Annotated in this window: 21 protein-coding genes; 9 read left to right on the top strand and 12 right to left on the bottom strand. The window is 63.8% G+C overall.

The genetic code is table 11. The features are described 5' to 3' along the window. Positions 1 to 9 precede the first annotated feature (9 nt). Positions 10 to 1920: a hypothetical protein gene (locus tag ACOGJB_RS06005; protein ID WP_419839903.1), complete on the bottom strand. Its 1911-nt coding sequence runs from the start codon at positions 1918 to 1920 to the stop codon at positions 10 to 12. A 113-nt stretch (positions 1921 to 2033) separates the two neighbouring features. On the opposite strand from ACOGJB_RS06005, the gene ACOGJB_RS06010 reads away from it, so the two are divergent. Together ACOGJB_RS06010 and ACOGJB_RS06015 are read left to right on the top strand one after the other, a co-directional pair. Next, entirely contained in the window at positions 2034 to 2951 is a 918-nt protein-coding gene (locus ACOGJB_RS06010) for a DapH/DapD/GlmU-related protein (RefSeq protein ID WP_419839904.1), read from the top strand. Between the two features lie 352 nt (positions 2952 to 3303). After that, positions 3304 to 4293: a Fic family protein gene (locus tag ACOGJB_RS06015; protein WP_419839905.1), complete on the top strand. Its 990-nt coding sequence runs from the start codon at positions 3304 to 3306 to the stop codon at positions 4291 to 4293. A gap of 42 nt (positions 4294 to 4335) precedes the next feature. Here the strand turns inward: ACOGJB_RS06015 and ACOGJB_RS06020 are convergent, their stop codons facing one another. Next, entirely contained in the window at positions 4336 to 5196 is an 861-nt protein-coding gene (locus ACOGJB_RS06020) for a hypothetical protein (RefSeq protein ID WP_419839906.1), read from the bottom strand. Beyond that, complete coding sequence (locus tag ACOGJB_RS06025; protein ID WP_419839907.1) at positions 5193 to 5576, bottom strand: RusA family crossover junction endodeoxyribonuclease; 384 nt, start codon at positions 5574 to 5576, stop codon at positions 5193 to 5195. Before ACOGJB_RS06025 ends, ACOGJB_RS06020 begins: the two co-directional genes overlap by 4 nt. 259 nt (positions 5577 to 5835) lie before the next feature. Here ACOGJB_RS06025 and ACOGJB_RS06030 point away from each other — a divergent pair, with 259 nt between their 5' ends. The 3 genes from ACOGJB_RS06030 (at position 5836) to ACOGJB_RS06040 (ending at position 7831) form a co-directional block, all read left to right on the top strand. Continuing rightward, positions 5836 to 7023 (top strand): amidohydrolase family protein, encoded by a 1188-nt coding sequence (locus ACOGJB_RS06030; RefSeq protein WP_419839908.1) that lies wholly within the window; start codon positions 5836 to 5838, stop codon positions 7021 to 7023. 76 nt (positions 7024 to 7099) lie between these two features. Next, positions 7100 to 7435, top strand: coding sequence for a DUF7508 domain-containing protein (locus ACOGJB_RS06035; RefSeq protein ID WP_419839909.1), 336 nt, complete (start codon positions 7100 to 7102; stop codon positions 7433 to 7435). A gap of 48 nt (positions 7436 to 7483) precedes the next feature. Continuing rightward, positions 7484 to 7831 (top strand): hypothetical protein, encoded by a 348-nt coding sequence (locus tag ACOGJB_RS06040; protein WP_419839910.1) that lies wholly within the window; start codon positions 7484 to 7486, stop codon positions 7829 to 7831. Between the two features lie 1047 nt (positions 7832 to 8878). On the opposite strand, the gene ACOGJB_RS06045 is transcribed toward ACOGJB_RS06040, so the two are convergent. The 6 genes from ACOGJB_RS06045 to ACOGJB_RS06070 form a co-directional block, all read right to left on the bottom strand. Next, positions 8879 to 10033: an acyl-CoA dehydrogenase family protein gene (locus tag ACOGJB_RS06045; RefSeq protein WP_419839911.1), complete on the bottom strand. Its 1155-nt coding sequence runs from the start codon at positions 10031 to 10033 to the stop codon at positions 8879 to 8881. A 119-nt stretch (positions 10034 to 10152) separates the two neighbouring features. Further along, entirely contained in the window at positions 10153 to 11895 is a 1743-nt protein-coding gene (locus ACOGJB_RS06050) for an RNA-binding domain-containing protein (RefSeq protein ID WP_419839912.1), read from the bottom strand. An 87-nt stretch (positions 11896 to 11982) separates the two neighbouring features. Then, positions 11983 to 12978, bottom strand: a complete 996-nt coding sequence (locus ACOGJB_RS06055; protein ID WP_419839913.1) for a MaoC/PaaZ C-terminal domain-containing protein — start codon at positions 12976 to 12978, stop codon at positions 11983 to 11985. Positions 12979 to 12998: 20 nt separating this feature from the next. Beyond that, positions 12999 to 14123, bottom strand: coding sequence for a Rid family hydrolase (locus ACOGJB_RS06060; protein WP_419839914.1), 1125 nt, complete (start codon positions 14121 to 14123; stop codon positions 12999 to 13001). A 265-nt stretch (positions 14124 to 14388) separates the two neighbouring features. Continuing rightward, on the bottom strand, positions 14389 to 15177 hold the full coding sequence (locus ACOGJB_RS06065) for an enoyl-CoA hydratase/isomerase family protein (RefSeq protein ID WP_419839915.1): 789 nt from the start codon (positions 15175 to 15177) through the stop codon (positions 14389 to 14391). 75 nt (positions 15178 to 15252) lie between these two features. Continuing rightward, positions 15253 to 16239, bottom strand: coding sequence for an LLM class F420-dependent oxidoreductase (locus tag ACOGJB_RS06070; protein WP_419839916.1), 987 nt, complete (start codon positions 16237 to 16239; stop codon positions 15253 to 15255). A 151-nt stretch (positions 16240 to 16390) separates the two neighbouring features. On the opposite strand from ACOGJB_RS06070, the gene ACOGJB_RS06075 reads away from it, so the two are divergent. The 4 genes from ACOGJB_RS06075 (at position 16391) to ACOGJB_RS06090 (ending at position 19553) form a co-directional block, all read left to right on the top strand. Beyond that, on the top strand, positions 16391 to 16561 hold the full coding sequence (locus tag ACOGJB_RS06075) for a hypothetical protein (protein WP_419839917.1): 171 nt from the start codon (positions 16391 to 16393) through the stop codon (positions 16559 to 16561). A gap of 73 nt (positions 16562 to 16634) precedes the next feature. Further along, positions 16635 to 17828, top strand: coding sequence for a steroid 3-ketoacyl-CoA thiolase (locus tag ACOGJB_RS06080; RefSeq protein ID WP_419839918.1), 1194 nt, complete (start codon positions 16635 to 16637; stop codon positions 17826 to 17828). A gap of 96 nt (positions 17829 to 17924) precedes the next feature. Next, positions 17925 to 18689 carry a thermonuclease family protein gene (locus tag ACOGJB_RS06085; RefSeq protein ID WP_419839919.1) on the top strand — a complete coding sequence of 255 codons (765 nt, stop codon included), beginning with the start codon at positions 17925 to 17927 and terminating at the stop codon, positions 18687 to 18689. Between the two features lie 9 nt (positions 18690 to 18698). Further along, positions 18699 to 19553, top strand: a complete 855-nt coding sequence (locus ACOGJB_RS06090) for a ChbG/HpnK family deacetylase (protein ID WP_419839920.1) — start codon at positions 18699 to 18701, stop codon at positions 19551 to 19553. Between the two features lie 47 nt (positions 19554 to 19600). On the opposite strand, the gene ACOGJB_RS06095 is transcribed toward ACOGJB_RS06090, so the two are convergent. From ACOGJB_RS06095 to ACOGJB_RS06105, 3 genes are read right to left on the bottom strand one after another with little or no spacing between them, the layout of a single operon-like run. Beyond that, entirely contained in the window at positions 19601 to 20443 is an 843-nt protein-coding gene (locus ACOGJB_RS06095; RefSeq protein WP_419839921.1) for a class I SAM-dependent methyltransferase, read from the bottom strand. 9 nt (positions 20444 to 20452) lie between these two features. Continuing rightward, a complete protein-coding gene (locus tag ACOGJB_RS06100; RefSeq protein WP_419839922.1) occupies positions 20453 to 21190 on the bottom strand; it encodes an ABC transporter permease in 738 nt (245 codons plus the stop codon). Next, positions 21180 to 22127 (bottom strand): ABC transporter ATP-binding protein, encoded by a 948-nt coding sequence (locus tag ACOGJB_RS06105; protein ID WP_419839923.1) that lies wholly within the window; start codon positions 22125 to 22127, stop codon positions 21180 to 21182. The genes ACOGJB_RS06100 and ACOGJB_RS06105 overlap by 11 nt, the downstream gene beginning before the upstream one ends. Positions 22128 to 22287: the final 160 nt, after the last annotated feature.

Here is a 22287-nt window from a genome sequence, read left to right on the forward strand (position 1 = left end):
CCGGAGGCGTCACGGAATCTGGGCGATGAACCAACGCGGTGCGGGAAGTGGGCTGCCGAAGTCGGTTCCCTCGTCAAACTCGAGAGGCGGGATGATCGTCACCATCGCGACTACAAAGTCATTTCCGACGGCGAATCTGGGCGCGCCTGCTTGGTCGCCGAGATCGAAAGCGTCCTGAGCCGATTCCCATCCCCACCGAACACCGTCTGCCGACCAGCCCACCCACACGTCGGGCACATCCGATTCCATCGGCGTTGGGAGGTCCAGCACCGGAAGCAGTTCTTCGATGGTGAACGTAACGAGGTCCTCGCCGGTCTCGGGATCCTCGAAGGTCATGGTGCCGAGGTCGCCGATCCCCTCGATACGCACGCCCGGCGGCGCCTCGCTGCCCCCGACGACCTCGGGACCGAAGACGTACACCGCTTCGCCCCTCGACAGGTCCCACAAGGTCAACCCACCTTCGGGCTCGCCAACGCGCACTTCGTAACCCTCTTTCGTCACCCGCCCGTCAGACCAGAATTCCTCGTTTCCCTCTTCGACCTGCTCCAACTCCGTGAAACCCGTCACGACGAGTCCTGGAGGGCCCGCCGCGATGTCCGCCAAGGCGTCGATGCTCGGAAAGTTCGCTGTCTGGGCGGATTGCTCGCCGACGCGCCAGCGGTGTATCGAACCGCCGCCGCCTCCATCGAGGGCAGTCGAGAAACGGACGGTCCACACAGTGCCGTCCCCTGCGAACGCATGCGATTGATGAGATTCGGCAGTCCTGGCGTGACCGAGCGGATGGACACTCCACGACTCGCCGTCGGGTGATGTCACGAGACTCTCGCCGTCACCGGTAGACAGGATCAGGCGGAAGCCGTCATCTGATGCGTTGCCCGCATGCAGCCATCCGTCGAATGAAACGACAGCAGCAAGACTTGGCCCGCTGCCGCCGAACAAGAACACCCGCCAGCCGTGAAGCGGCTCTTCGCGTGCGTCGCTGAGCATTGCTATCTGCGAGTCCGTCAGCGCCAGATCGTCATGTGAGAAGTCGAACTCGGCCTCAGTTCCGTCGCCGTTGTCGAGCCAGACGCGCACGGAGTTGCCGACCGTCGTCCACCCGACAATGTGAGTATCGGCAGCCACGAGCCCCGCATTGACGAGTAATGACGCGACATCCAGCCGGACCTGACCCTGTGCGGCAGCCAGGACGTAGTCGCCGGACACGTACACCGAAGTCAGACTCAACTCCACCGTCGCGTCGTCGTGCAGATCTCTGCGGGCGGCTTGAGTGTCGAGCTGCACCCGTGTCCACGTCGCTCCCTCATCGCCGGAGACAAAGACCGGAACACCCATTTCGGCCTCATCGCCTCCGACAGGGGGTGCTGTAAGGGGCACTCCGCTCACGGCGATGCGCTGATCGGACATGTCGAGGCCCAACGGGTAAAGCTCATGCGGCAAGGGCACGCGAGTCCAAGCAGCACCATCCTGCGTCACCAGCAGATGCGATGCACCAGCGAAGGACTCGCCCGGGAGCCGCCCTCCCGCCGCCACGATTCTGCCGTCGCTAGTCGCATGAAGGGCGATGCCATAGGGAATATCGAGCTCGATCTCGGTCCACTGCAGGACCGGACCGGTGGACATGTCCTCGGGCGAGGGAACCGCGGCCACTGCGCCGTCGTCGAGACTTCCGGTTGCATCCGCCTGATCGGACTGCACTGCTGGCTGCGAGGACGCGGCATCGGTATCGACCGTTTCGATCCGCTGGGAAGTGCCTTGCTGCGCCTCGACGTCAACAACCTGCTCGGCCCCGTCGCTCCCCTCAGCCGCGACCACACCGCTCTCATCGCCGCCACAACCCGTCAATGCCCATGCCGTGACCATGACGCCGAGCGACACGAACAGCCACCTCACTACCCCCGAGCGTCGCTGACGAACCACCGGGTCGAGCCTATGACTGGGCGTCTTGCGGGAAGCGTCGCGCGAGCGAAGACAGCGTCTTCGCGAAGGGAATTCAGCGACGGGTTGGCGGCTCGTGCTGGCAGGATGCGCCCATGAGCATCTCGGGGAGCATCACCGCAGTTGGGCACAGCTATGTGGACGCGGCGACAGGGACACCGCTCGACGCATGGTTCCCGGCAGGGGCTACCGCCGAGAAGCCACCGGCCCGGTCGTGCCTGGCCGTCGAACTCGGCGTGATCGCGGGCGAGGCGGTGACGGTCACCATCGACGATCTTGACACCCCGCCCGCCGATTTGGCTGATGCATACCTGCGGCTTCATCTGCTCAGCCGCCGGGCGATCAAGCCCCACGACGCCAACCTCGACGGCATCTTCGGCCTGCTGACCAACTGTGCGTGGACCAGCGCCGGGCCGGTACTGCCCGAACGCGTCGACGACCTGCGCTCTATGGCGGCTGCGAGTGGCCAGGCGGTGACTGTCACCGCGGTCGACAAGATTCCTCGCATGGTCGACTACGTCATCCCGTCGGGCGTGCGCATCGGCGACGCCGACAGAGTGCGGCTGGGCGCTCACGTGGCAGATGGCACCACGGTGATGCACGAAGGGTTCATCAACTTCAATGCCGGAACACTCGGGCCTGCGATGGTCGAGGGTCGCATTTCTGCGGGCGTCGTCGTCGGAGCGCACTCGGACCTCGGCGGCAGCGCCTCCACCATGGGCACGCTGTCGGGTGGCGGCAAGGAACGGGTGTCCATCGGCGAGCACTGCCTGCTGGGCGCAAACTCAGGTATCGGCATCGCGCTCGGCGACAACTGCACCGTCGAGGCGGGCCTGTACGTCACTGCCGGAAGCCGGGTCACTCTGCCCGATGGCTCGGTCGTCAAGGGTCGCGACATCTCGGGCCGCTCGGGGATGCTGCTCATTCGCAACAGCACCAGCGGTGCCATAGAGATGCGGGTCGCCGACCCCAGTCGCTGGGAAGGCATCAACCCCGAACTCCACAAGAACTGAATTGCGGCGCCCAATATCAGGTCATACCGGCCAAGCCGAGTGACACCTTGATTGACATTGGTTAGGTCAAAACTAGATACCAATAGTGCATTACACCTGATTACACTGCACCGATGAGCGCTCATTATCAGGCGGAACTGTGGTGACCTGCCGCGACGAGACTTGTGAGTACCTCAGAACGCATCCATGGATCGACTTCGATGCGAGTATCGCGAACCGGCTGGGCGCTCGTTCGTGGATGCAAATTGGCGAGGCATACGCGAGGTGCGCAGAACTCTCAGGAACACCCCTCGCCCCGGCCGTTGCTGAAACGCTTCACCAACATGCACTCATCCGAGGAGCCCAGGCCACGGTGGCCATCGAGGGCAACACGCTGACCCTCGAGCAGGTGCAGAGCATCTACGCCGGAGATTTCTCCGCACCCCAATCCCGCGCGTATCAGGAGCGCGAGGTCCGCAACGTCCTCGAAGCGTTCGAACGACTCGACGACATGGTGACCGAAGATGGCGACCTCCGCCTGAGCGCCGAGTTGATCTGCGATCTGAACCGATGGGTGCTTGAAGGAGTCGACCCCGACGCTGCGCTGAAACCGGGTGCCACCAGAACGCACTCAGTTGTCGTCGGCTCATATGTCGGTCCTTCCGCACGTGACTGCTGGCACCTGCTGGAACGGTTAGCCGACTGGCTCGATGGCGACGACTTCCGACCCAGCGGCAGCGAGGGTGACGACAGCCGCGAGGCTTTCGCTCGCACCGTGCTGAGCGCCTTGCTCGCGCACCTGTACATCGCTTGGATCCACCCGTTCGGCGATGGCAACGGCCGTACTGCACGGTTGCTTGAATACCTGATCCTCGCCAGATCGGGCAGGGTCCCGCTGGCTGCGGCGAATCTGATGGCCAATCACTTCAACCTCACGCGTGACAGGTACTACTCGCGGCTCGCGGCGGCCAGTCGCGAACGAGATGTCCTGGGATTCTTGGAATACGGAATCGAAGGGCTCGTGGACGGACTCGTCGAGCACTCGGCGGCTGTGAGAGCGCAGCACCTAGGTCTTGCGTGGCAGGGCTACGTCGCGGAAACGATGGCACGGTTCCCGACAAGTCCCGCATCGGAACGCCAACGCGCGCTGGTAATGGCGTTGGAGCCAGCGGTGAGAGTTCCACGGCCAGATGTCGCCGGTTTGACCCCGCAACTGGCGCAGATGTATGCACGCACCGGGCCTCGCACGCTCGCTCGCGACCTCAACCGACTTGAGGACGCGGGACTCATCGAGGTCTCGAAGGAAGGCATTCGTGCCCGGATTGATCTGATGTCTGCTTTCCTGCTGCCCACGTCGACCTGAACGACGAAATTCGGGCCGACCCCCGACCCGGCATGCCAGACCTCAAGGTTGGTCTCGTTGCGCCCATATGGTCCCGTCGCGCTCGAGCATCTGCACCGCCTCATGAATGTCCGCGTCCAGGGCATCTTCGAATTGATCTCGCAGGACATCCTCGGCGTCGTAAGGACCATTGTTGTCCCAGATATGTCTGCCGAGATCACTGGCGTACGGCACGCCAACATCCTCAGGCAAGGCGTAGTTCGCGCGAAACCACTCCGCCATGTCATGCAGGTCGGCGTGTTGATCCCGTGCAACAGCGATGACGAATCGACAGAGCCAGTCAAACTGCTCGGCAGCAGGCGGATTGGCGGCCATTCCGTGCGCAATCGCGTCACGACGTATCGCAAAGTCCCTGAGTTCTGACGCTTGATTGTCGCTGAGCACGCCGTCGATGGTGAGTTGCTTGACGAGGCTGCGCGGCGGCAACGAACGCGTCGGGGCGACTTGTCGCTTGTTGGCTTCCCAGAGCAAGGCGCCTTCGACTGCTGACCACAGCAACAGGCAGGCGGCGTCAGGCGACGCCTCGGCGAGTTGCTGTGCCTCACGAACTCGCTGGTCCACGAGTTTCAGATCCGGCATCGACGGGGACGGCTCGCGCTCGTAGGTGACGATGTCGAGACGCCAACCGCATTCGGTTCGCAGGATCTCTGTGAGTTCCTCAAGCCTCCCGCGTGACCAATCATTCATGTTCGCCGACTTGACCTCGACCACCACGACGTCATCGCCCCGGCGAGCGATCGCGTCCGCCGTAAACGCATCGAAGGGTCTCGGCAAACTCTCGGACAGGCTCACCATGTAGCCCTCGGCCTCGTACTTCGCCTTGGCGTCGAGCAGCGCCTCGTGGGCCTCGCCTGCCATGCTCATGAGAATGTCACTTCCGGTTGGGCCGTGGCGACGCGTATGTATACGAAGTCGCCTGGACGCAGTGCAAGGGCGTCGCTCAGCATCGTCGACGGATCGATGATCGGCGGCAGATGTTGTTGGTTGATCTTTCTGGCACAGACATCCACGACATGCTCGTCGTCCACGTAGACGATGCCCTCGAGTGCGTCCTGGATTGACTTGATGATGTTGTCTGCATCCAGGTCGGTTGTGTCCTCGAAGAAGAAATCGATGCGCAGCCGTAGGGCTCCGGCGAGAACACCGACATGTGCTGGAACGGCGTTCTTCACGGTGGCCTGCCACTGTGATCGGGAACGAGCCCTATGACTCCTTGGCGTTCCGACCACGACGAATTCGATCATGCTTGTGACTGCACCTCCGCCACGTGCGGCGAGGCTATGCGCACACTCCGAATTGTCACGAGGAATTTTCGGGTCTCACGGTGCTTTCTGCGCGACACGCTGGCTCGAAGCCGCCCAGGCAGGCGCCCCTTCTCCAGTCGTCGTGCGATGACCGCCGTGATGCTGAGCGCGCGTCTGCCCAGCCGATCCGAGCCCGGAAGCGGCGGCGATGGGAGCGGTATCGTCGAATGCGCCGCTGGGAATACAGGGAGGCACTGCCATGGCTTACGTCGAGGACCGGATCATCCACGATGCGGACGCGCACACCATGGAGCCGCCGGAGTGGCTGGAGCCGTTCGCTTCCGCTGAGGTGGCGCGGTACGCGCTCGACCATTTCTCCATAGGCGACAACGAGAAGGCGTTCGCCGACATCGAAACGGCCCGGGCTCGCCAGGCCGACCCGGAGTTCCGTGCCGGCGCCGCCGCAGAGGTGATGCTGCGCAAGAACTACATCGCGCCCGGCGCCTGGGATCCCGCTGACCGGTCCCAAGCCCTCGACGACCTGGGATTCTCCAGCCAGCTCATCTTCCCCTCCATGCCCAACACGCTGATCGAGGAGATGGAGCACACCGCCGAACCCGATCTCACCTACGCCACGGCAACGGCGGCGAACCGGGCCCAGATCGCATTCTGCTCGGTCGATCCGCGGCTGCTGCCGGTGTGCTCGGTGCCGCTGCAGTCGATCGAACACGCCGGCCCCCATGCCCGTCAGGCCATCGACGACGGCGCAGCGGCGCTGCTCATCCCCAACCGCATGCCGAAGCTCCACGCCCACAGTCACGTCGGCTTCGACCCCGTCTGGGCAGCCGCCCAGGAGGCAGGCATCCCCGTCGTGATGCACGTGGCCACGCCCGACCTGGTGATGCCGCCTCAGCATCGCAACAACGGCTTGCCGCCCGAGCCCGACTTCCACGGCGGCGGCGAGAACTTCCGCTCCGTGTCGTACATGGCCATCTCCGCCGCACCGCTGCAGGCGCTGTCGATGCTGATCTTCGACGGCGTGCTCGAGCGGTTTCCCGACCTGAAGATCGGCGTGATCGAACTGGGAGCGGTGTGGCTGCCGGGATTCATGCGCCAGCTCGAAGCGGCATTCGATGCGTTCGAGCGTCACGAGCAGCGGCTCGGCAATCTCAGCCTGCGCCCCTCGCAGTACGTGCACCGCCAGGTCCGAGTCACCCCCTATCCCACCGAGCCGACTGGCTGGATCATCGAGAACACCGCACCGGAGATCTGCATGTTCAGCTCCGACTATCCCCACGTGGAGGGCGGCCGCAACCCGCTGAGGCGCTTCGACCGCGAGGTGGAGCACCTGCCCGCCGACGTGCAGGAGCGGTTCTTCCGGCTGAATTTCGAGGACCTGATGGGTACCGCGGCGGCGGACGTGCCCGTCGTGGCAGCTGCTGCGTAATCCCGAAACGCGCAGGACGCCGACCGAAAAAATCAGACGTCAGAAACACGATCCTTGGAAGAGAGGTCATCGCTTAATGGGAATCCGGCTCGACAAGCCCTGGCAGCGACTCGACAACGCTGCAATCGAAGCGTTGCCGTCGCAGCTCGGCGTGTACCACGTCGCCGATTCGGATGGCACAGTGCTGTCGGTCGGCTTTGCCGGCGCACGAGAGCCGTTCGGGATGCAGTCAGCGCTCCGCCGCGAGACCGAACAGCTCGGCCAAGCTGCCACCCAGTTTCGCTACGAGTTCACGTCGAACTACCGCAGCCGCTGGGACGAGTTGCTGATGCTGCACCTCGCCGACCATGGCGAATTGCCCGAGCCCCAGACCGACCAAGCACAGCGAATCGGTCGCCTCTCCCCCGCCTGACAAGGTGGCGTTTGACGAACCTGACAGACCCAGCCTCGGGCGGCTACCGTGTCCGAACAGAATGAAGGCGCAGTAGAGCGCTCGACGCAAGCACCCCTCCACGCCGACATTCAGTTATTCGCAACCGGTGATCGAACTTCGCGCCGAACCATTTTGCATCTGTTCAGCCGGGGTCTTCATCAAATCTCGGTGCCGGTCCGAAGCTCCGACCAATATCCGAATATCGTCATAGCCTTCAACAACTGCCTGCGCGATTTCACTTGGCTCGGTCCCACCGATAAGAAACAAACGAGCGCCGAAGAATGGTCTGTGACAGATACCCCAAGCGGCGACACGATCAGCCTCGATGACTCGCAGCTCATCGAGCAACGATACGAGTTCCGGAATCCGGTCTAAGCGACACTGTGCCTCGGATTCATCCAATGCGAATAACGATGCATAGTCGCTGTCTGTGCATAGCCGAGGCCGACTGCTTTTGTCACATCGGGACAGTCCATGTGAGACGAAGGCCGCTTGCCCAATACAGACTTCGTCAGTCAGTTCCCGGGGCGAACCACCAGCCAGGACGAAGTCGCCGTCTTCGAAGGGGCCTCGCGCACTTCCGTCATCTTCCACGAAATATATCCTCTCACGGGCCACGTCATACCGAGTACGGCTGCGTGGAAATGACAGGACGCTCCGTAGTGAGCTCGATAGACCCGGTTCGGGAGAATGGAATGAGTCCAAATAGACGCAATCATCCTCGATGCGTAAGTATCCAGGCAAACCCATGTTGTCATAATCCTCCGTCGGGATATGCATTATGCGAAACTCAGCCGCGGCGAACGCGACTGGAACAGAGCCGATTTCGGTTGTCCCTGACGCGTTCGGATCTATTGGAGGATGTCGGGAAGGCCGCGTGACTTCCTTAGTCGGACTCAACAGAGCCTCCAACCGCTGGCGAGAACTCGTTGGTGCCCCGTATTCTGTTGACGCCACGACGCTGCCTTGGTGGCGAGATCTCTACCCGATACCGATGACGGTGCAGAGGCTCTTTCATCGCCAGTGCGGCAGCCAAGTAGCAGCAAAACACACAGGCCGACCAAGGATGCTGTTAGGCACCAACCGACACGGTCTTTCGCCGTCTTGCGCGCGGACATCAAAACTACAAGACATCCGTAGTCCAGTTGGCAACGACTTGTGCTCGCAACACAATCTGAACCCGTCGAATGCCGCTGAAGAATGCGTCCACACCTGAGAGGTTACAGTTGTCACCAGAGGGACAGTTGTGGCGTTGATGACGCGTCGTGGACTCCTGTCGAGCATCGAGTTGTGGTGAGACGGCTCGTTGCAAGCCGTCCGCTGACCAGTGGCTACCACACCCTCCATATGCTCGATGATGCATGGCTCGAAGTGATGAGCGGCGGCGGCCGGGTCGGGGCTCCTACCCCGCGTCCGAATCGCTCACTTGAAGCTGCCGCCGAGGATGTCGCGGGCCATGATCAAGCGCTGCACCTCGCTGGGGCCTTCGCCGATACGGCGGATCCGCAACTCCCGGTACCAGCGCTCAAGCGGAAGGTCCTTGGTGACGCCGATGCCGCCGTGAATCTGGATGCACCGGTCGACCACCCGACCAGCGGCCTCGGAGGCAACGAGCTTGGCCATTGCCGCCTCGGTGCGGAACCGCTCGCCTTGGTCGGCTTTCTGGGCAGCCTCCAGCACGCACCAGCGCCCGTGGCGGATGTCGATCTCGTTGTCGACGATCATCCACTGGACCGCCTGCTTCTCAGCCAGCACCGAGCCGAAGGTCTCACGGCTGCGGGCCCAATCGATCGCCATCTCCTGGGCCATGATCGCGGGGCCCAAACAGCCCGCCGCGTACGGGATGCGCTGGCGGCTCAGCCGGTCGTTGGCGATGCCGAACCCGCCGTTCACCTCGCCCAGCACGTGGCTCTCGGGCACCCGCATGTCGACGAACTCGAGCTCGGTGGCATAGCGCGTCGCACGCAGCGTGTGCACCACTCGGCGCACGTTGAATCCAGGCGTGTCGGTGTCGACGATGAAGGCAGTGACGCCGTTGCGCCCCGGATCGTCGGATGTGCGAGCGAACAGCAGCGCATAGTCGGCCTTGTCGGCACCGGAGATGAACAGCTTCGAGCCGTTCAACACCCACTCGTCGCCGTCCTTGAAGCCCCGGGTGCGAATGGCCCGACCGGGATCGGAGCCGCCAGACGGCTCGGTCAGGGCGAAGCAGCCCATCTTCTCGCCGCGCAGGGTCGGGTACAGCCACCGCTCCTTCTGCTCGTCGGTGGCCTCGTACAGCTGCGCCAGCCCGGCGCCGCCGAATACCCCGTAGCACGGGTTGTAGAGCCCGGCCCGGTGCTTGGACATCTCGATGGCCATGAGCGCCCGGGTGGTCGTGTCGAGGCCCGGTCCGCCGTACTCGGCGGGGATGTCGAGGCCGTAGAAGCCCATGTCACGGGTCATCTGGGTGAGGCGGGCGGCATCATCGGGCTTCAGCTCGCCGGCGTCAGGATCGAGGTCAGCTTCCAGCGGGATGATCTCGCTCTCCACAAAGCGCTGCACCGTCTCGACGATCAGCGCCTGCTCGTCGCTCATGGAGAAGTCCACGTTGTGCCCCCTTGCTTCGGCCCCGTGTCGGCGCCCGATGCTAGGTCCCGGCGCTGAGTCCAGCCGTTCCATGCCGGCTGCCGCAGCGGAGGCTGCGTCAGTTTCGCCTATGGCCGCGGCAGGCGGCGATACTGCAGCAGCGCCGAGCGTCCGACGATGTCCACGACAACGATCTCGAATCGGTTGCCGTCGGCGTCGACCATCTCCAGCGGCTCTCCGTACATGAAGTTCACCGGTTGGGGCTGGCCGTCGTTGACAGCGACGTTGTCGGCATACACGTAAGTGCGGCCGTGCGTATCCAGCTTCAGGTTCAGTCGCCCGTTCAAGCCCGGGACTTGCCCCGTTGCCTCAGCAAGAATCGCCGAACCGCCCTCGTCGAGACCGTCCATCTCGACAGTCAGCGCCCCCTCGGCAGGTACCCACCGCTCGATGTGACCCGCGCAGCGACCCGGCGCGGCGGCAAAAACGGTCATCGGCAGGTGCGTGGCATACAAGTCGAGCACTGCTTCGCCGTTGTCGTCGGTGGTGACCCGGTTCCACGTCCTGTTGGGGAACAACGCCACCACATCGACTCCCCCTTGGGGCCGGCTATTCGAGTACACGCTGACGACGGCCGCGGCCGGAGAACTCTCGAGGGTCGCGGCGGGAATCGTCAGAATGAGGTCCGTGTCATCGACAAGCCGGTAGGTCGCTTCCTTGCCGCTCACAGCGCGCGTCTCTTCCAAGATGATCGGCACACCATCGCCGCGTCGTTCCATGAGAAACTGCCGATCCCCGGCACCTTCGATGTCCGTGGCCTCGACGCGCTGCACGACAGACGCCAGGGCTTGGTTGCGGGTGACTTGGCGTGACGCCAAGCCCTCCGGCGTCAGCCCGTTGGGCAAGCTGCCGGGCGAGACCACTTCGAGACGGTCATTGAAGATCATCAAGCGGATCGCGCTGCCCGTCAGGGAGTAGTCGCGATGCACCACGGCATTCACGACGGCTTCGAACACTGCTCTCGTGCTGTATTCGGGCATGTCTATTCGGGCCGGCGTCTTGCGGGCTGCGACCCGGTTGTGGCGCCGCACGAAGGCCATGGCTTCGGTTATCTGGGTCCGCAGCGGACCGTCGATTTCGCGAGTGTCAGATTGACCAGATGCCTGCGATCTGCCTGAGTATCGGGTTGCCGTGATGCGGGCTTGGGGAAGCCAGTCCTGCGGAGTCTGACTGCACAGCAGGACTCCTGCCACTGACGCCCGCGGAATGCCTTGTGCATCGTCGCTCAAGATGCCCATCTGGCGCAACGCGCGTTCGGGATCGGCAGAGCCCCGCGCACTGAGCAACGGACGCCACAGTGTCGGATCGAGGCTGGCAATGCCAGTATGCGACACCGGTTGCTCGTCGAACCACATGTGCCGCGACTGTGCGCGGCGTTCGGCGAGGCGATGTCGCTCGTCGCTGGTCATCAGGCGCGCTGAGCTGCCGATACGCACGAAGCACCGGCCCTTGACTTCGTGAGCACTCGCCCCTGGAGGAATCTCGACAATGAGCAATATCCGAGCATCCAGCTCCCGACGGTGGATCTGCGGCGCCAGCGGCGGCTCAATCGAATCGCGGCTGATCTCGACGATGAGCGTCTCCACGCTGTCGAGCTGCGGCCGACTCATCGGCTGGATGGTCCCATCGTCGGTGACGCCGCAGAGCAGCGCGCCGCCTTGAGCGTTCGCGAAAGCCGCAATTTCCTGCGCCAGATCGTCACGCTGCGGCGACGTGGGCCGGTCTTCGCGGAATTCGAATTGCTTGAACTCCCAGCGCGAATCCTCTCCGAGTTGCAGGCGCGTCCGCAGTTCGTCGTCGCTGAGTGGCACCTGAGTGTCCTCCGAGATGGCTCGCAGCAAGGTTATGGCGGGTTGGCTCGGGAATTGAGCGAAGGCGACAGCGGGCTGCGAGAGGTGTCAGCCCGAGGTCCAGGCCAACTGGGCGAAGGCGGGCGCCACCACAATCCGGTCACCGACTGAGACCGACAGGTCGACGCTGAAGCCTGCATCGTCGGACGTCGCAATCGTGCCGGAGCAGACCACCGTCTCCCCGGCGTACACCGGTGCACGATTGCGGTACGCGAGCCGGACGAGCCGGGCGCCAGCACCCGCATCTCGCACGACGCACTCGGCCAGCAGTGCGCCGAGCATCTGACCGTCGACAACGGGTGCCGGCGCTCCCAGACGGCGGGCGTGAGCCTCGTCGTAATGGAGGCGGTGCCAGTCCCAGGTGGCGGCGCCGTAGGCGACCATGTCTGCCAGCGCGATGCGCCTGCGCAGCGGCCGAAGGGGCCGACCGGGCCGCAACGCGGCTCTGGGCAGCGGTTCTGGTATATCCGAAGTACCAGCGGCGTCCGGGGCGTCGTCATCGGGCTGCGATGTCGCAGGCGCGGTGTCCGCTGCGGGCTCGTGGTCCGCTTCTTCAGGTCGGGCATCGCGATCGGGCTGAGCGGCACCGAGCGGGCGGAAGATCATCGTCTCGGCGTTGGTCGCCAACCGATCGCCGCCGACGGAATAGACCGCCTCGGCGGTGACGACCAACAGCGGGTCGCCGTCGCGGTCGCGGCGCTCGGTCGCATCGGTCAAGGTCCACGTCGTGTCGATGACGTCATCGAACCGCGCAGGCCGATCGAACCGGTAGTCGTTGCCGCCGCGGAACATGGCGCAGCGCACCGGCAGCGGCAGCTCCCACACGTGCCCGAGATATGAGTTTCGGTCGGGAACAGCGCGCCCGGTGAGCTGTGCCGTCTCGCAGATCAGCGTCGGCGGCGCCTCGTCACGCCAACGCTGCGGATCGGCACCGATAGCCAGTGCGAAGTAGCGGATCGAGGCCCGGCTCAGCGATTCCGGTGCCGTGTAGGTCACCGTCCAACCGAGTGCTGCACGCACTTGTTCGGTCAGCAGCTGGCTCATGAGACTGCTCGGGCCAAGTCTCAGGGCATCGAGACGATGGCTTCCACCTCGATCAGCCAACGGCGGCTCAGCAAGCCGCCGACCACTACTCCGGTCGACGCCGGGAACGGCCTGCCGAGCACCTGCTGACGCACATCGCCCACAGCGCGGTAGCCCTCGACTCCGTCGGGCGTCACGTACTCGACGGTCTTGACGAGGTTGTCGATGGAAGTTCCGGCCATCTCGCAGATCGCGGCGATCTCGCCGTACACGAACTCGGCCTGTCCGCCGATGTCGCCTTCCGCCACCGTCTCGCCCGATGACATGTCGAACGCCGTCGTACCGGAGACGAACAGCAGTCCGCCGGCTTCCACTGCGGGGCTGAAGGTCAGCGACGAGTACGCCTCGGGCCGGAAAGGCACCACCGTCTTGGGATGCGCAGACGCCCACATGTCAAGCACGACGAGTGCATCGGGATGAGGCAGCTGCCCCATCAGCAACCCGGTTGAGGACGGGAATTGCGGGCTGAGCAGCCGCCGCCGTGCTTCTGCGGTCTCGTTGTACTGGCGGCGGGTGGCTGCGGTGGTCTGCTGCACCACCCGCACCACGTTGGACAGATCCATGCCGTGGGGCTCGAGCCGACGGCCGGCCTCTTCGAGGGCCCACTCGCACTGTCCGACGAAATCGCCGGGCAGCACCACGTTGCCGTCGTCGTCGACGGGCATCACCTGCGGGACACGGACCAAGCCGTCAACCTGGCCCGCCACCACCTCCACCTCGACCAGTGCCTCGGGCCGCACGAGCGATTCCACGATGAACGTCGAGGGGCGGACCCCGCCCACCGACGAACCGAGACTGTGCGGCCGCTGCCCCGCGATCGCATCGCTCTCGGGCGCCCCTTCCACGGTGATGTATTCGGTCACCTCCGAGCAGTCGCTGACATCCCGGCCGGCCGCGTCGAGCACGGCTTCCACCTTGGCCCAGCACACGCTGGCCTGCTCGGCACCGTCGCCGCGCACCGTGACGCGGCCCGATTCGGCGTCGTACGCGCCTGCCGTCTGCCCTGCCAGCCACGCCGCGCCATGTGCGTCTATGCCCGGTGAGAAGGAATACCGGCTGGTGTCCAGCCACGGAAAATGCTCCGGCGTGATCTCCTGTGGCGGCATGGTGCGTGTTCCTCGCGCGCGAACGGCGACACGACCGATGTCGCCCGCGCCTTGTCTAGTGCGCGCAAGCGTTCGACGCTAGGACCGGTGCTGCCCCCATGTGCCCAACGCTGATGCGCCGTGCCGACGCTGAGCTGCCGCCCTGCATCTGAGGGCGAGGGTCGATGGCGTATCAGCAGGCGCCTGCGCGGTCGCGGACTCTCTCGCTGCTTGCGGCTGGCGACTCAGGCAGTCCCGAGCGGCGCGTACCTTGCCCGAGACGGCGCTATCTCCCGGTGAAGTTCGGCGCGCGACGCTCCACGAACGCTGCGATGCCTTCGCGGCCGTCGTGGGTCTGCATGGCGTTGGTGATCATCTTGCCTTCGAACTCGCCTGCCTGTTCCAGCGGCGAGTCGATGCCGGCGTAGACCACCCGCTTGGCGTGGCCCAGTGCCCAGGCCGGGCCGTCGGCCAGCGCCTGGGCGAGCTCGGCTGCGGCTGAGTCGACTTCATCGTCGGGAACAACACGGTTGACCAACCCCCATTGCTCGGCCTCCTGCGCGGAGAGCACCCGGTTGGTGAGGGTCAGGTCGAGCATCCGGCGCAGCCCGATGTGGCGCGCCAAGAAGTACGACGACGTGCCGTCGGGCGTGACGCCGGCCCGCGTGTAGGCCATGGTGAACTTTGCAGATTCGCCTGCGACCACCAGGTCGAATGAGGCGGCCAGCGACATGCCGGCTCCGCCGACGCTTCCGCCCACACCTGCAACGAACGGCTTCGGCGTGCGGTTCATCTTGTTGATCGCTGCGTGGAGGTCGATGACCATGTCCGATGCGAGCTGCGGCAGGCCGTCGCCTGCCGCATGGAACTCTTTGAGGTCGCCGCCTGCGGAGAACACCCGTCCTTCCGCCGTGACCGACGCTGCCTTGACCGCGTCGTCGAACTCGATTGCAAGCATGACAGCCCGCAGCTCGCGCGAGAACTGCGGATTCACTGCGTTGGCGCCTTCCGGGCGGTTGAACCGCACATGGGCAACGCCGTCGCGAACGTCGTAGGTGATCGTCTCCAAATCCATGACTGCTCCTGTGGTGCGTCCGTTTGGGGGCTCATCGGGAGGTTACGCGCCCCGATTGGCGGGCATTCGTGCGAGCTAGCCACGGGCTGCGGGCGAAAGGTCTCGGGCGGCCTGGACTGGGTCGATGCCGCCAAAGGGCATGATCGAGATGGCCGAGACGTCGACGCCGTTGGCGTGATAGCGGTCGATGTGCTCCCGGCACGCTTCCGGGGGCCCGTGCACCAGCAGTTCGTCGACGAGGTCGTCATCGATGACTTCGAGCGCGCCGCGACGGTCGCCCTCAGACCACCGCTCCCACATGGCGGCGAGCAGTTCGCCTCGGCCGAGCCAACGATGGAATTCGGCATAGACCGGCACGTTCAGGTACGCAGCCATCGCCCGTTTGAAGCCGGTCCGGACCGTGTCGGCGTCGGGATTGGGGCACACGAAGATGCGCGCCACCACTTCCTTGCCCTCGCCGCCCTCGTCGACGTAGGGGCGGACCGTGGCAACGTCGTCGGCAGAGAGCCAGTTGATGATCGCGCCGTCAGCCTCGCTGCCCGCCAGCCGCAGCATGCCGGGGCGCAGGGCGGCCAGCAGGATCGGCGGCTGGACCTCGGGCGGTCGGCCGAGACGGAAGCCCTGCACCTCGAAGGTGTCGTAGGTCTCGCTGATCCGCTCGCCGGTCAGGGCCCGGCGCAAGAACCGCGCCGTGTCACGCGTTCGTTTGAACGGCTCGTCGAAGGGGATGCCGTTCCAGCGTTCGACGATGACGTTGGAGGATGCGCCGATGCCCATGGCGAAGCGACCGGGCGCGGCCTCACAGATGGACGCCGTCTGCTGGGCCAACAGGGCAGGCCCACGGGTGAACACCGGGATGATGGCGATGCCCAGTCGCACCTCAGGTACCCATTGGCTGGCCAGGACGAGCGGGGTGAACCCGTCTGTGCCGTCCGCTTCAGAGCTCCAGAACTCCGTGTAGCCAAGGTCGGCGAATTCGCGATAGAGGTCGGCTTGGGCGTGGAGGGGATCGCCGAAGGGAACCGTGATGCCGTAGCGCCAGCCGTGTCGATTGTCGGTCACGGCGCGCAGGCTAGTGAGCCGTGACGAGACGTATCTCTGTGACGTCTGGTTGCTGTGACGTCTGGACTCTGTGACATCTGGTCGGCCGCGCGGCAGTACGGCGCAACCCGATGCAGGCTTTCGTGTAACACCCCCTGATCACACTGGGCACATGACAGAACAGCTTGATCTCGTACCCCAGCTCAGACTGGTGTCAACCAGCCGGATGCCCCACCGGCTGACCCGCGCGACCCGTCAGGAAGGACTGCGTGGCGTCGCCCGGGCACGGCTGGCGCTGGCCGCTACGGCACCTCCCCCTGAAATCGACCTTGACGCCGCCTGATGTTGGCGGAGGCAGGCCGACGTCGGGCAATCCGTTGGGCAGGCTGTGCAGGGTCGCAAGTACAGTGCCGGCCATGAGCAGCGCATCTGTGACCCCGCACTCCGACGACATCGTCATTGTCGACGCCGTCCGATCCCCCGTCGGCCGACGCGGCGGGGATCTGAGCGGCATGCATCCGTCCGACTTGCTCAGTGATGTGATGACGTCGCTGATGGAGCGCACGCAAGTCGACCCCGCCAGCATCGGCCAGCTTGTGGGCGGCTGTGTCAGCCAAGCCGGCGAGCAGACGGCGAACATCGCACGCACGGCGTGGCTCGGCGCCGGCTACCCGTTGTCGGTTGCCGCCACCACGGTCGACGCACAGTGCGGTTCGAGCCAGCAGGCAACCACGCTGGCGTATGGCTTGGTGGCCAGCGGCGTGGTCGACTCTGCCATCGGCTGCGGTGTCGAGTCCATGACGCGCAACCCGATGGGCTCGAGCTACAAGAAGGGGCAGCGCACCGCGACCTCCCGCTACAAGGAGCACTACGAGTACACCACGCAGTTCCAGGGCGCCGAGCTCATGGCCAAGCAGTGGGGCATCAGCCGGGAAGAATGCGACGCCTTCGGCCTGCGCAGCCAGAACAACGCCGCCCGGGCGTGGGAAGAAGATCGTTTCGGCACCCAGATCGTCGAGATCGATGCGCCGGTGCTCGACGAAGACGGCAAGCCCACCGATGAGGTTCGCCACGTCGTGCGAGACGGCGGAATCAGGCCCACGACGGCGGAGGGGCTTGCGGGCCTCACGCCGGTGATGGAAGGCGGCGTGCACACAGCGGGCGCCTCCTCGCAGATCAGCGACGGATCGGGCGCGGTGCTGCTCATGCGTGCCGGCCGAGCCGCCGAACTGGGTCTGCGACCGCTCGCCCGCATCGTCGATACCTGCCTGGTCGGCAGCGACCCCGTGCTGATGCTGACGGGGCCGATCGAGGCCACGAACTACCTGCTCGAACGCAACGGCATGCAAATGTCCGACATTGACATCGTCGAGATCAACGAGGCATTCGCGTCGGTCGTGCTGGCCTGGCAGCGTGAGGTGAACCCTGACATGGACGGGGTCAACCCCAACGGCGGCGCGATCGCGCTGGGTCATCCGCTGGGCGGCACCGGTGCGATCCTGCTGACCAAGGCGGTGCACGAGCTGCACCGAGCCGACCGCAGCACCGCGCTCGTCACGATGTGCTGCGGCGGCGGGCTGGGCACCGGCACCCTTCTCGAGCGACTCTGATCTGCGCCAATCGAGCATCGTCGAATCCGCCAAGGCGAGACGTGCCAACGCGTTGGTCGCCGACCGCCGGGTGACATACCGAGGCGCCCTCGTCCAATGTCTTGGCCAGCATCGCCCGACCATGCCGATCATCGTGTCGGGCCCGGTGCCCGTGACGTTCGGCCCGCTCGACGGCGTCGCAACACAGCGGTCGCGCGCATCGGTGTGTTCGCCGCGGCGTGTGCAGCAGCGTGGGGCGGGTGGCAGTACTTCGGCGCATCCGACGAGGCAGCGCAGACGTCGTCGGCACAGCGCCTGCCGGACACGGCCTCGGTCAGCCCCGCCGGCAGCGCCCCTCAACAGCCGCAGCCCCAAGCCGCCGCCGGTTCGGCCCAGCAGGGCGAACCGGCACCCGGAGCGGAAGTCGCAAGTTCCGCTCTCGAGTCGAATGCTGTCGTGCTGGCAGTGATCGACGGCGACACGATGGACGTCGATCTCGGCGGGCGCCGTGCGACCGTGAGATTTCTCGGCATCGACACGCCGGAGAAAACCGGCGGCTACTTGCCGGCGGAGTGCGGCGGCGATGCGGCCACTCAGCGAACGGCGGAGCTGCTCCCGCCTGGCACCGATGTGCTGTTGCAGCGCGACATCGAGCTGTACGACCGGTATGACCGAGTACTGGCGTACGTCTACCGGGCAGCCGACGGACTGTTCGTGAATCGCTACCTCGTGCTCGACGGCTACGCCGGCACCATGCACTTCGAGCCGAACACCGAGCACCGGGCCGTGCTCGACGCTGCCGAGGCCGAGGCGCGCGCTGCCCGCAGGGGAATCTGGGCCGACTGCGGCGGTCCGAACCGGCAGCTCGAAGGCGCCAGTTAGCGTGTCGGCGTGGCACCGCTGCCGCAGCGGCTCGGATACGGCCCCGACGACAGACTGCTGATCATCAGCGCGGCCGGACTCGGCGGCTGCCACGCAATGAACGAAGGCGTGTACGCCGCTCTGCGAGACGGCTTGGCAACGACCGGAACGCTGCTCGTGCCGTGCCCATGGTCGCGCGAGGCCGCGGCGAGGTTCCGGGGCGAGGACATCGGCGTCTCGCTCACGCTCAATGCCGAGTTCGAGCTGTACCGGTGGGGACCGATCACCTACGCCCCGTCGCTGCTCGACGGCAACGGCGGGATGCCCAGCACCGTGAGCGACGTGTGGGACCACGCCGATCTCGATGAGGTCCGACGGGAATGCCGAGCGCAGATCGAACGGGCAATCCTGTGGGGCTTCGACGTCACACACCTCGACAGCCACCTCGACGTGCTGAGCGTGCGTCCCGAGTTCTTCGACGTGTACTTGGAACTTGCGGTCGAGTTCGGGCTGCCTGTGCGGCTCATCTCTACCGAGGCTCGACGTCAGCTGGGATTTCCTGCTGAAGACCTGATCGAGTCCGAGGGCGTCGTGACACCAGATCGGGTCGTGCGCATTGCGCCCGGAGCCATGGGGCGATACCGGCGTATCGAGGCGCTGCTGGACTCGCTCGAACCGGGGTTGACCGAGCTGCAACTGCAACCCGCCGCGGACTTGCCTGAGCTGCGGTCGCTGACCGCCGAATGGGGCTCGCGCGTCGAAGACCTGCTGCACCTGCGTGACAACGCCGAGCTGCGCACACATATCGAGCGCAGCGGGATCCGGCTCGTGGGCTACCGGGAGCTGCGGGGGCTGCAGCGGTCCGAAGCCAGCACCCTGAGCTAGCTTCAACTAGTTACCAGAGAGGCTACCTGAAAGTCTCACACCAGATTTCAGAGTAGCTCGAAGACGGCGACACCATCAATAAGACCCCGCTCAGCAGCGCTCGAAACTGTTGTGGGCATCATCGCCGCGATCGGACTTCGAGGACGATATCGCCGCAGAGCCGTCATCATCGGCCAGTAGTCAATACAGAGCCACCCGGCGCGCTCGAATATCTGCAAGTCTTCTAACCCATAAAAACCGAATCGAGTTCCTAAACGCTCTGCAGTATCCCGCAGTTTCCGCAGCTGGCCGGGCGAAACAAGATCTCCTACGAGATAGCGGCAGCGTCCTGACCGCGCAAGTTCTTCCATCAGAACCTGGGCCTCAGGACGACTAAGGTATATGAAGAATCCCTCTGCAACGACAGCAGCGCCGTCAATGTCCGGTACATGTTCAAGGAGCGCGTCAAACCAACCCGAGCATCCCACATCAAGTGCACATCGCACGAGTCTCGTCGTCGACGAGTGATTCACCAACAACTGCGTTTTGCATTCAAGGACTCTGGGATCATCAACCTCTATAAGTCTAACTTCATCGGCAAAGCGCATTCGGTAGGGTCTGGTATCGAAGCCTGCGCCCACATTAAGGATATCACTGATGCGAGCTTCACTAATCGAATCAGCAATGAGCTTGTCGAACATAAGCGATCTCAATGCAATTAGATCTGCGCTATCACCAAGCAGAGCAACCAACCGTGAGTAGGCGACTGGTGAGTCGGCGAGAAACAGGGCTGCCAAGTTATCTACCACCAAGGCATCCGCTCTCTTAGCCTCAAATGACCGAGCTAGCGCGGCAGCATACGCCGCATGAAACGTCTCGATACGAGGCCAACTAGCTAGGTTATCGCGCATAGGACGTGTTCAATCCCATCGAAAACAGCGGATTGACAGCACAGAACAGACGAATGTAGATCCCGCCAAGATCGCGGTTCCAGTAGTCCAGTTTGGATCGATAGCCTCAAGCCAGACGCCTTGCAAAAGATCGATACCCCACGCTAACGGCAGTGCTTTAGCTACGGTCTGGAACGCCGGCGGCATCAGTTCTAAGGGATATGTAGCACCCGACAAGAAGATCATGGGAAAATAGACGAGCATAGCGACAACGGTGGCAGTTCGCTCGTTCGGTGCATATGATGCGATGAGGAAACCGATCGAATAGGTTGACATCAACACCAACAGCAGTGCCGGTACCAATCCGAACCAGTTGTCAGCCATGCGAAGATCCAGAAAAAGGGCCCCGACCACCACCAAGAGGATCAGTCCCACAAGTGTAAGTACCAGATTGACGATCAACTGTGCCAACAGTAACGTCGATGGCTTCGCCGGCGTCACCAACAGGCGACGCAGAACTCCTTTGTCACGATATTCTGCCATAGTCAGCGGAAAACTCATCACTCCGGTAACAGCAATTACTAATGCCATATAGGCGGGGACCGTGATGTCTACCGTACCGAGGCCATCGAATATTTCGGCTGGCCCGTTGCCGAATATCGAACCGAAAATCAGCAACATCATAACTGGAAATGCCAGCGAGAAGAAAACGGTGGGAAAGAAGCGCAGGATTCGACGCCACTCAAAGCGGATAGCACTAACGAGCATTGGAGCCTTCCTCTGGCGCTAAACCCGTGAGATAGATGAAGGCATCCTCCATACTCGGTGACTTATGACGAATCTGGCTTGGGTCGCCTCCATGGTCACGCACGGCGGCCGCTATCGCGTCGTGGCCAGCCGGATATGGCCCACGCAGGACGATACGACGGCCTTGACGTTCTGCTGCCGTGACATGATTGAGGCGCTGGAGCGTATCGAGATCAAGCCTGTCACCAATATTCGCATCCAAAACGTAATGATTCCAATCTGAACACTGATCGATAAAGTGCTTTACCGTTCCGCTCTCGCGTACGGCGCCGTCTACGAGCAACATGACGCGATCACAGAGTGTTTCGACTTCATCCATATGGTGCGATGTGAGCACAATCGCTGTGCCGGCTTCGCTCAGCGTCCGTAGTATCTCCCAGGTCGCACGGCGCGCCACCGGGTCGAGGCCTGTCGTGAGTTCGTCCAGAAACAGAATCTCGGGTCGTCCAATCAAGGCCAAGACGAGTGACAGCTTCTGTTGCTCACCGCCTGAGAGCCTGTCTACGTACTCGGTTCGCCGTGCATCTAGCCCAAACTGAGCGAGCAGATCGGCGAAGGAACGCGGAGACTCATAGAAGCCGGTGAACAATTCGCATAGTTCATTCACTCTTGTACGCGACGGGTAAGATGTCGGCTGGAGCTGTACACCGATCCGAGCGGCCAACTTGCCCCGATGCTTGATGGGATCCAGGCCGAAGAGCCTGATTTCGCCAGCCGATCCTTTACGTAATCCTTCAATGCACTCAATTAACGATGTCTTGCCCGCGCCGTTGGGTCCGATGATGCCCAGGATTTCGCCAGGATCAAGATCGACATCCACGTCACGTACACCATATAGATCGCCGTATTTGACGCTTACCTTTCGTGCCCGCAGGGGCGGTGATGTATTGAGCTTCACGATGGCCACGGTCTCCGGGCGGCCCGGCGCAAAAAGCAGGTGGCAACCGAACAGGTCACGATTGGCGGCTCATCTCGCCAGAATAGAAAGACATACTTGAATAGTAGCATGCAAATGACATATGAACTGCCAGGGCCGGGAGGACGTTGTTGTAGGCGAC

The organism is Candidatus Poriferisodalis sp., assembly GCF_965208895.1.
Taxonomy (GTDB): Bacteria; Actinomycetota; Acidimicrobiia; order Acidimicrobiales; family Poriferisodalaceae; genus Poriferisodalis.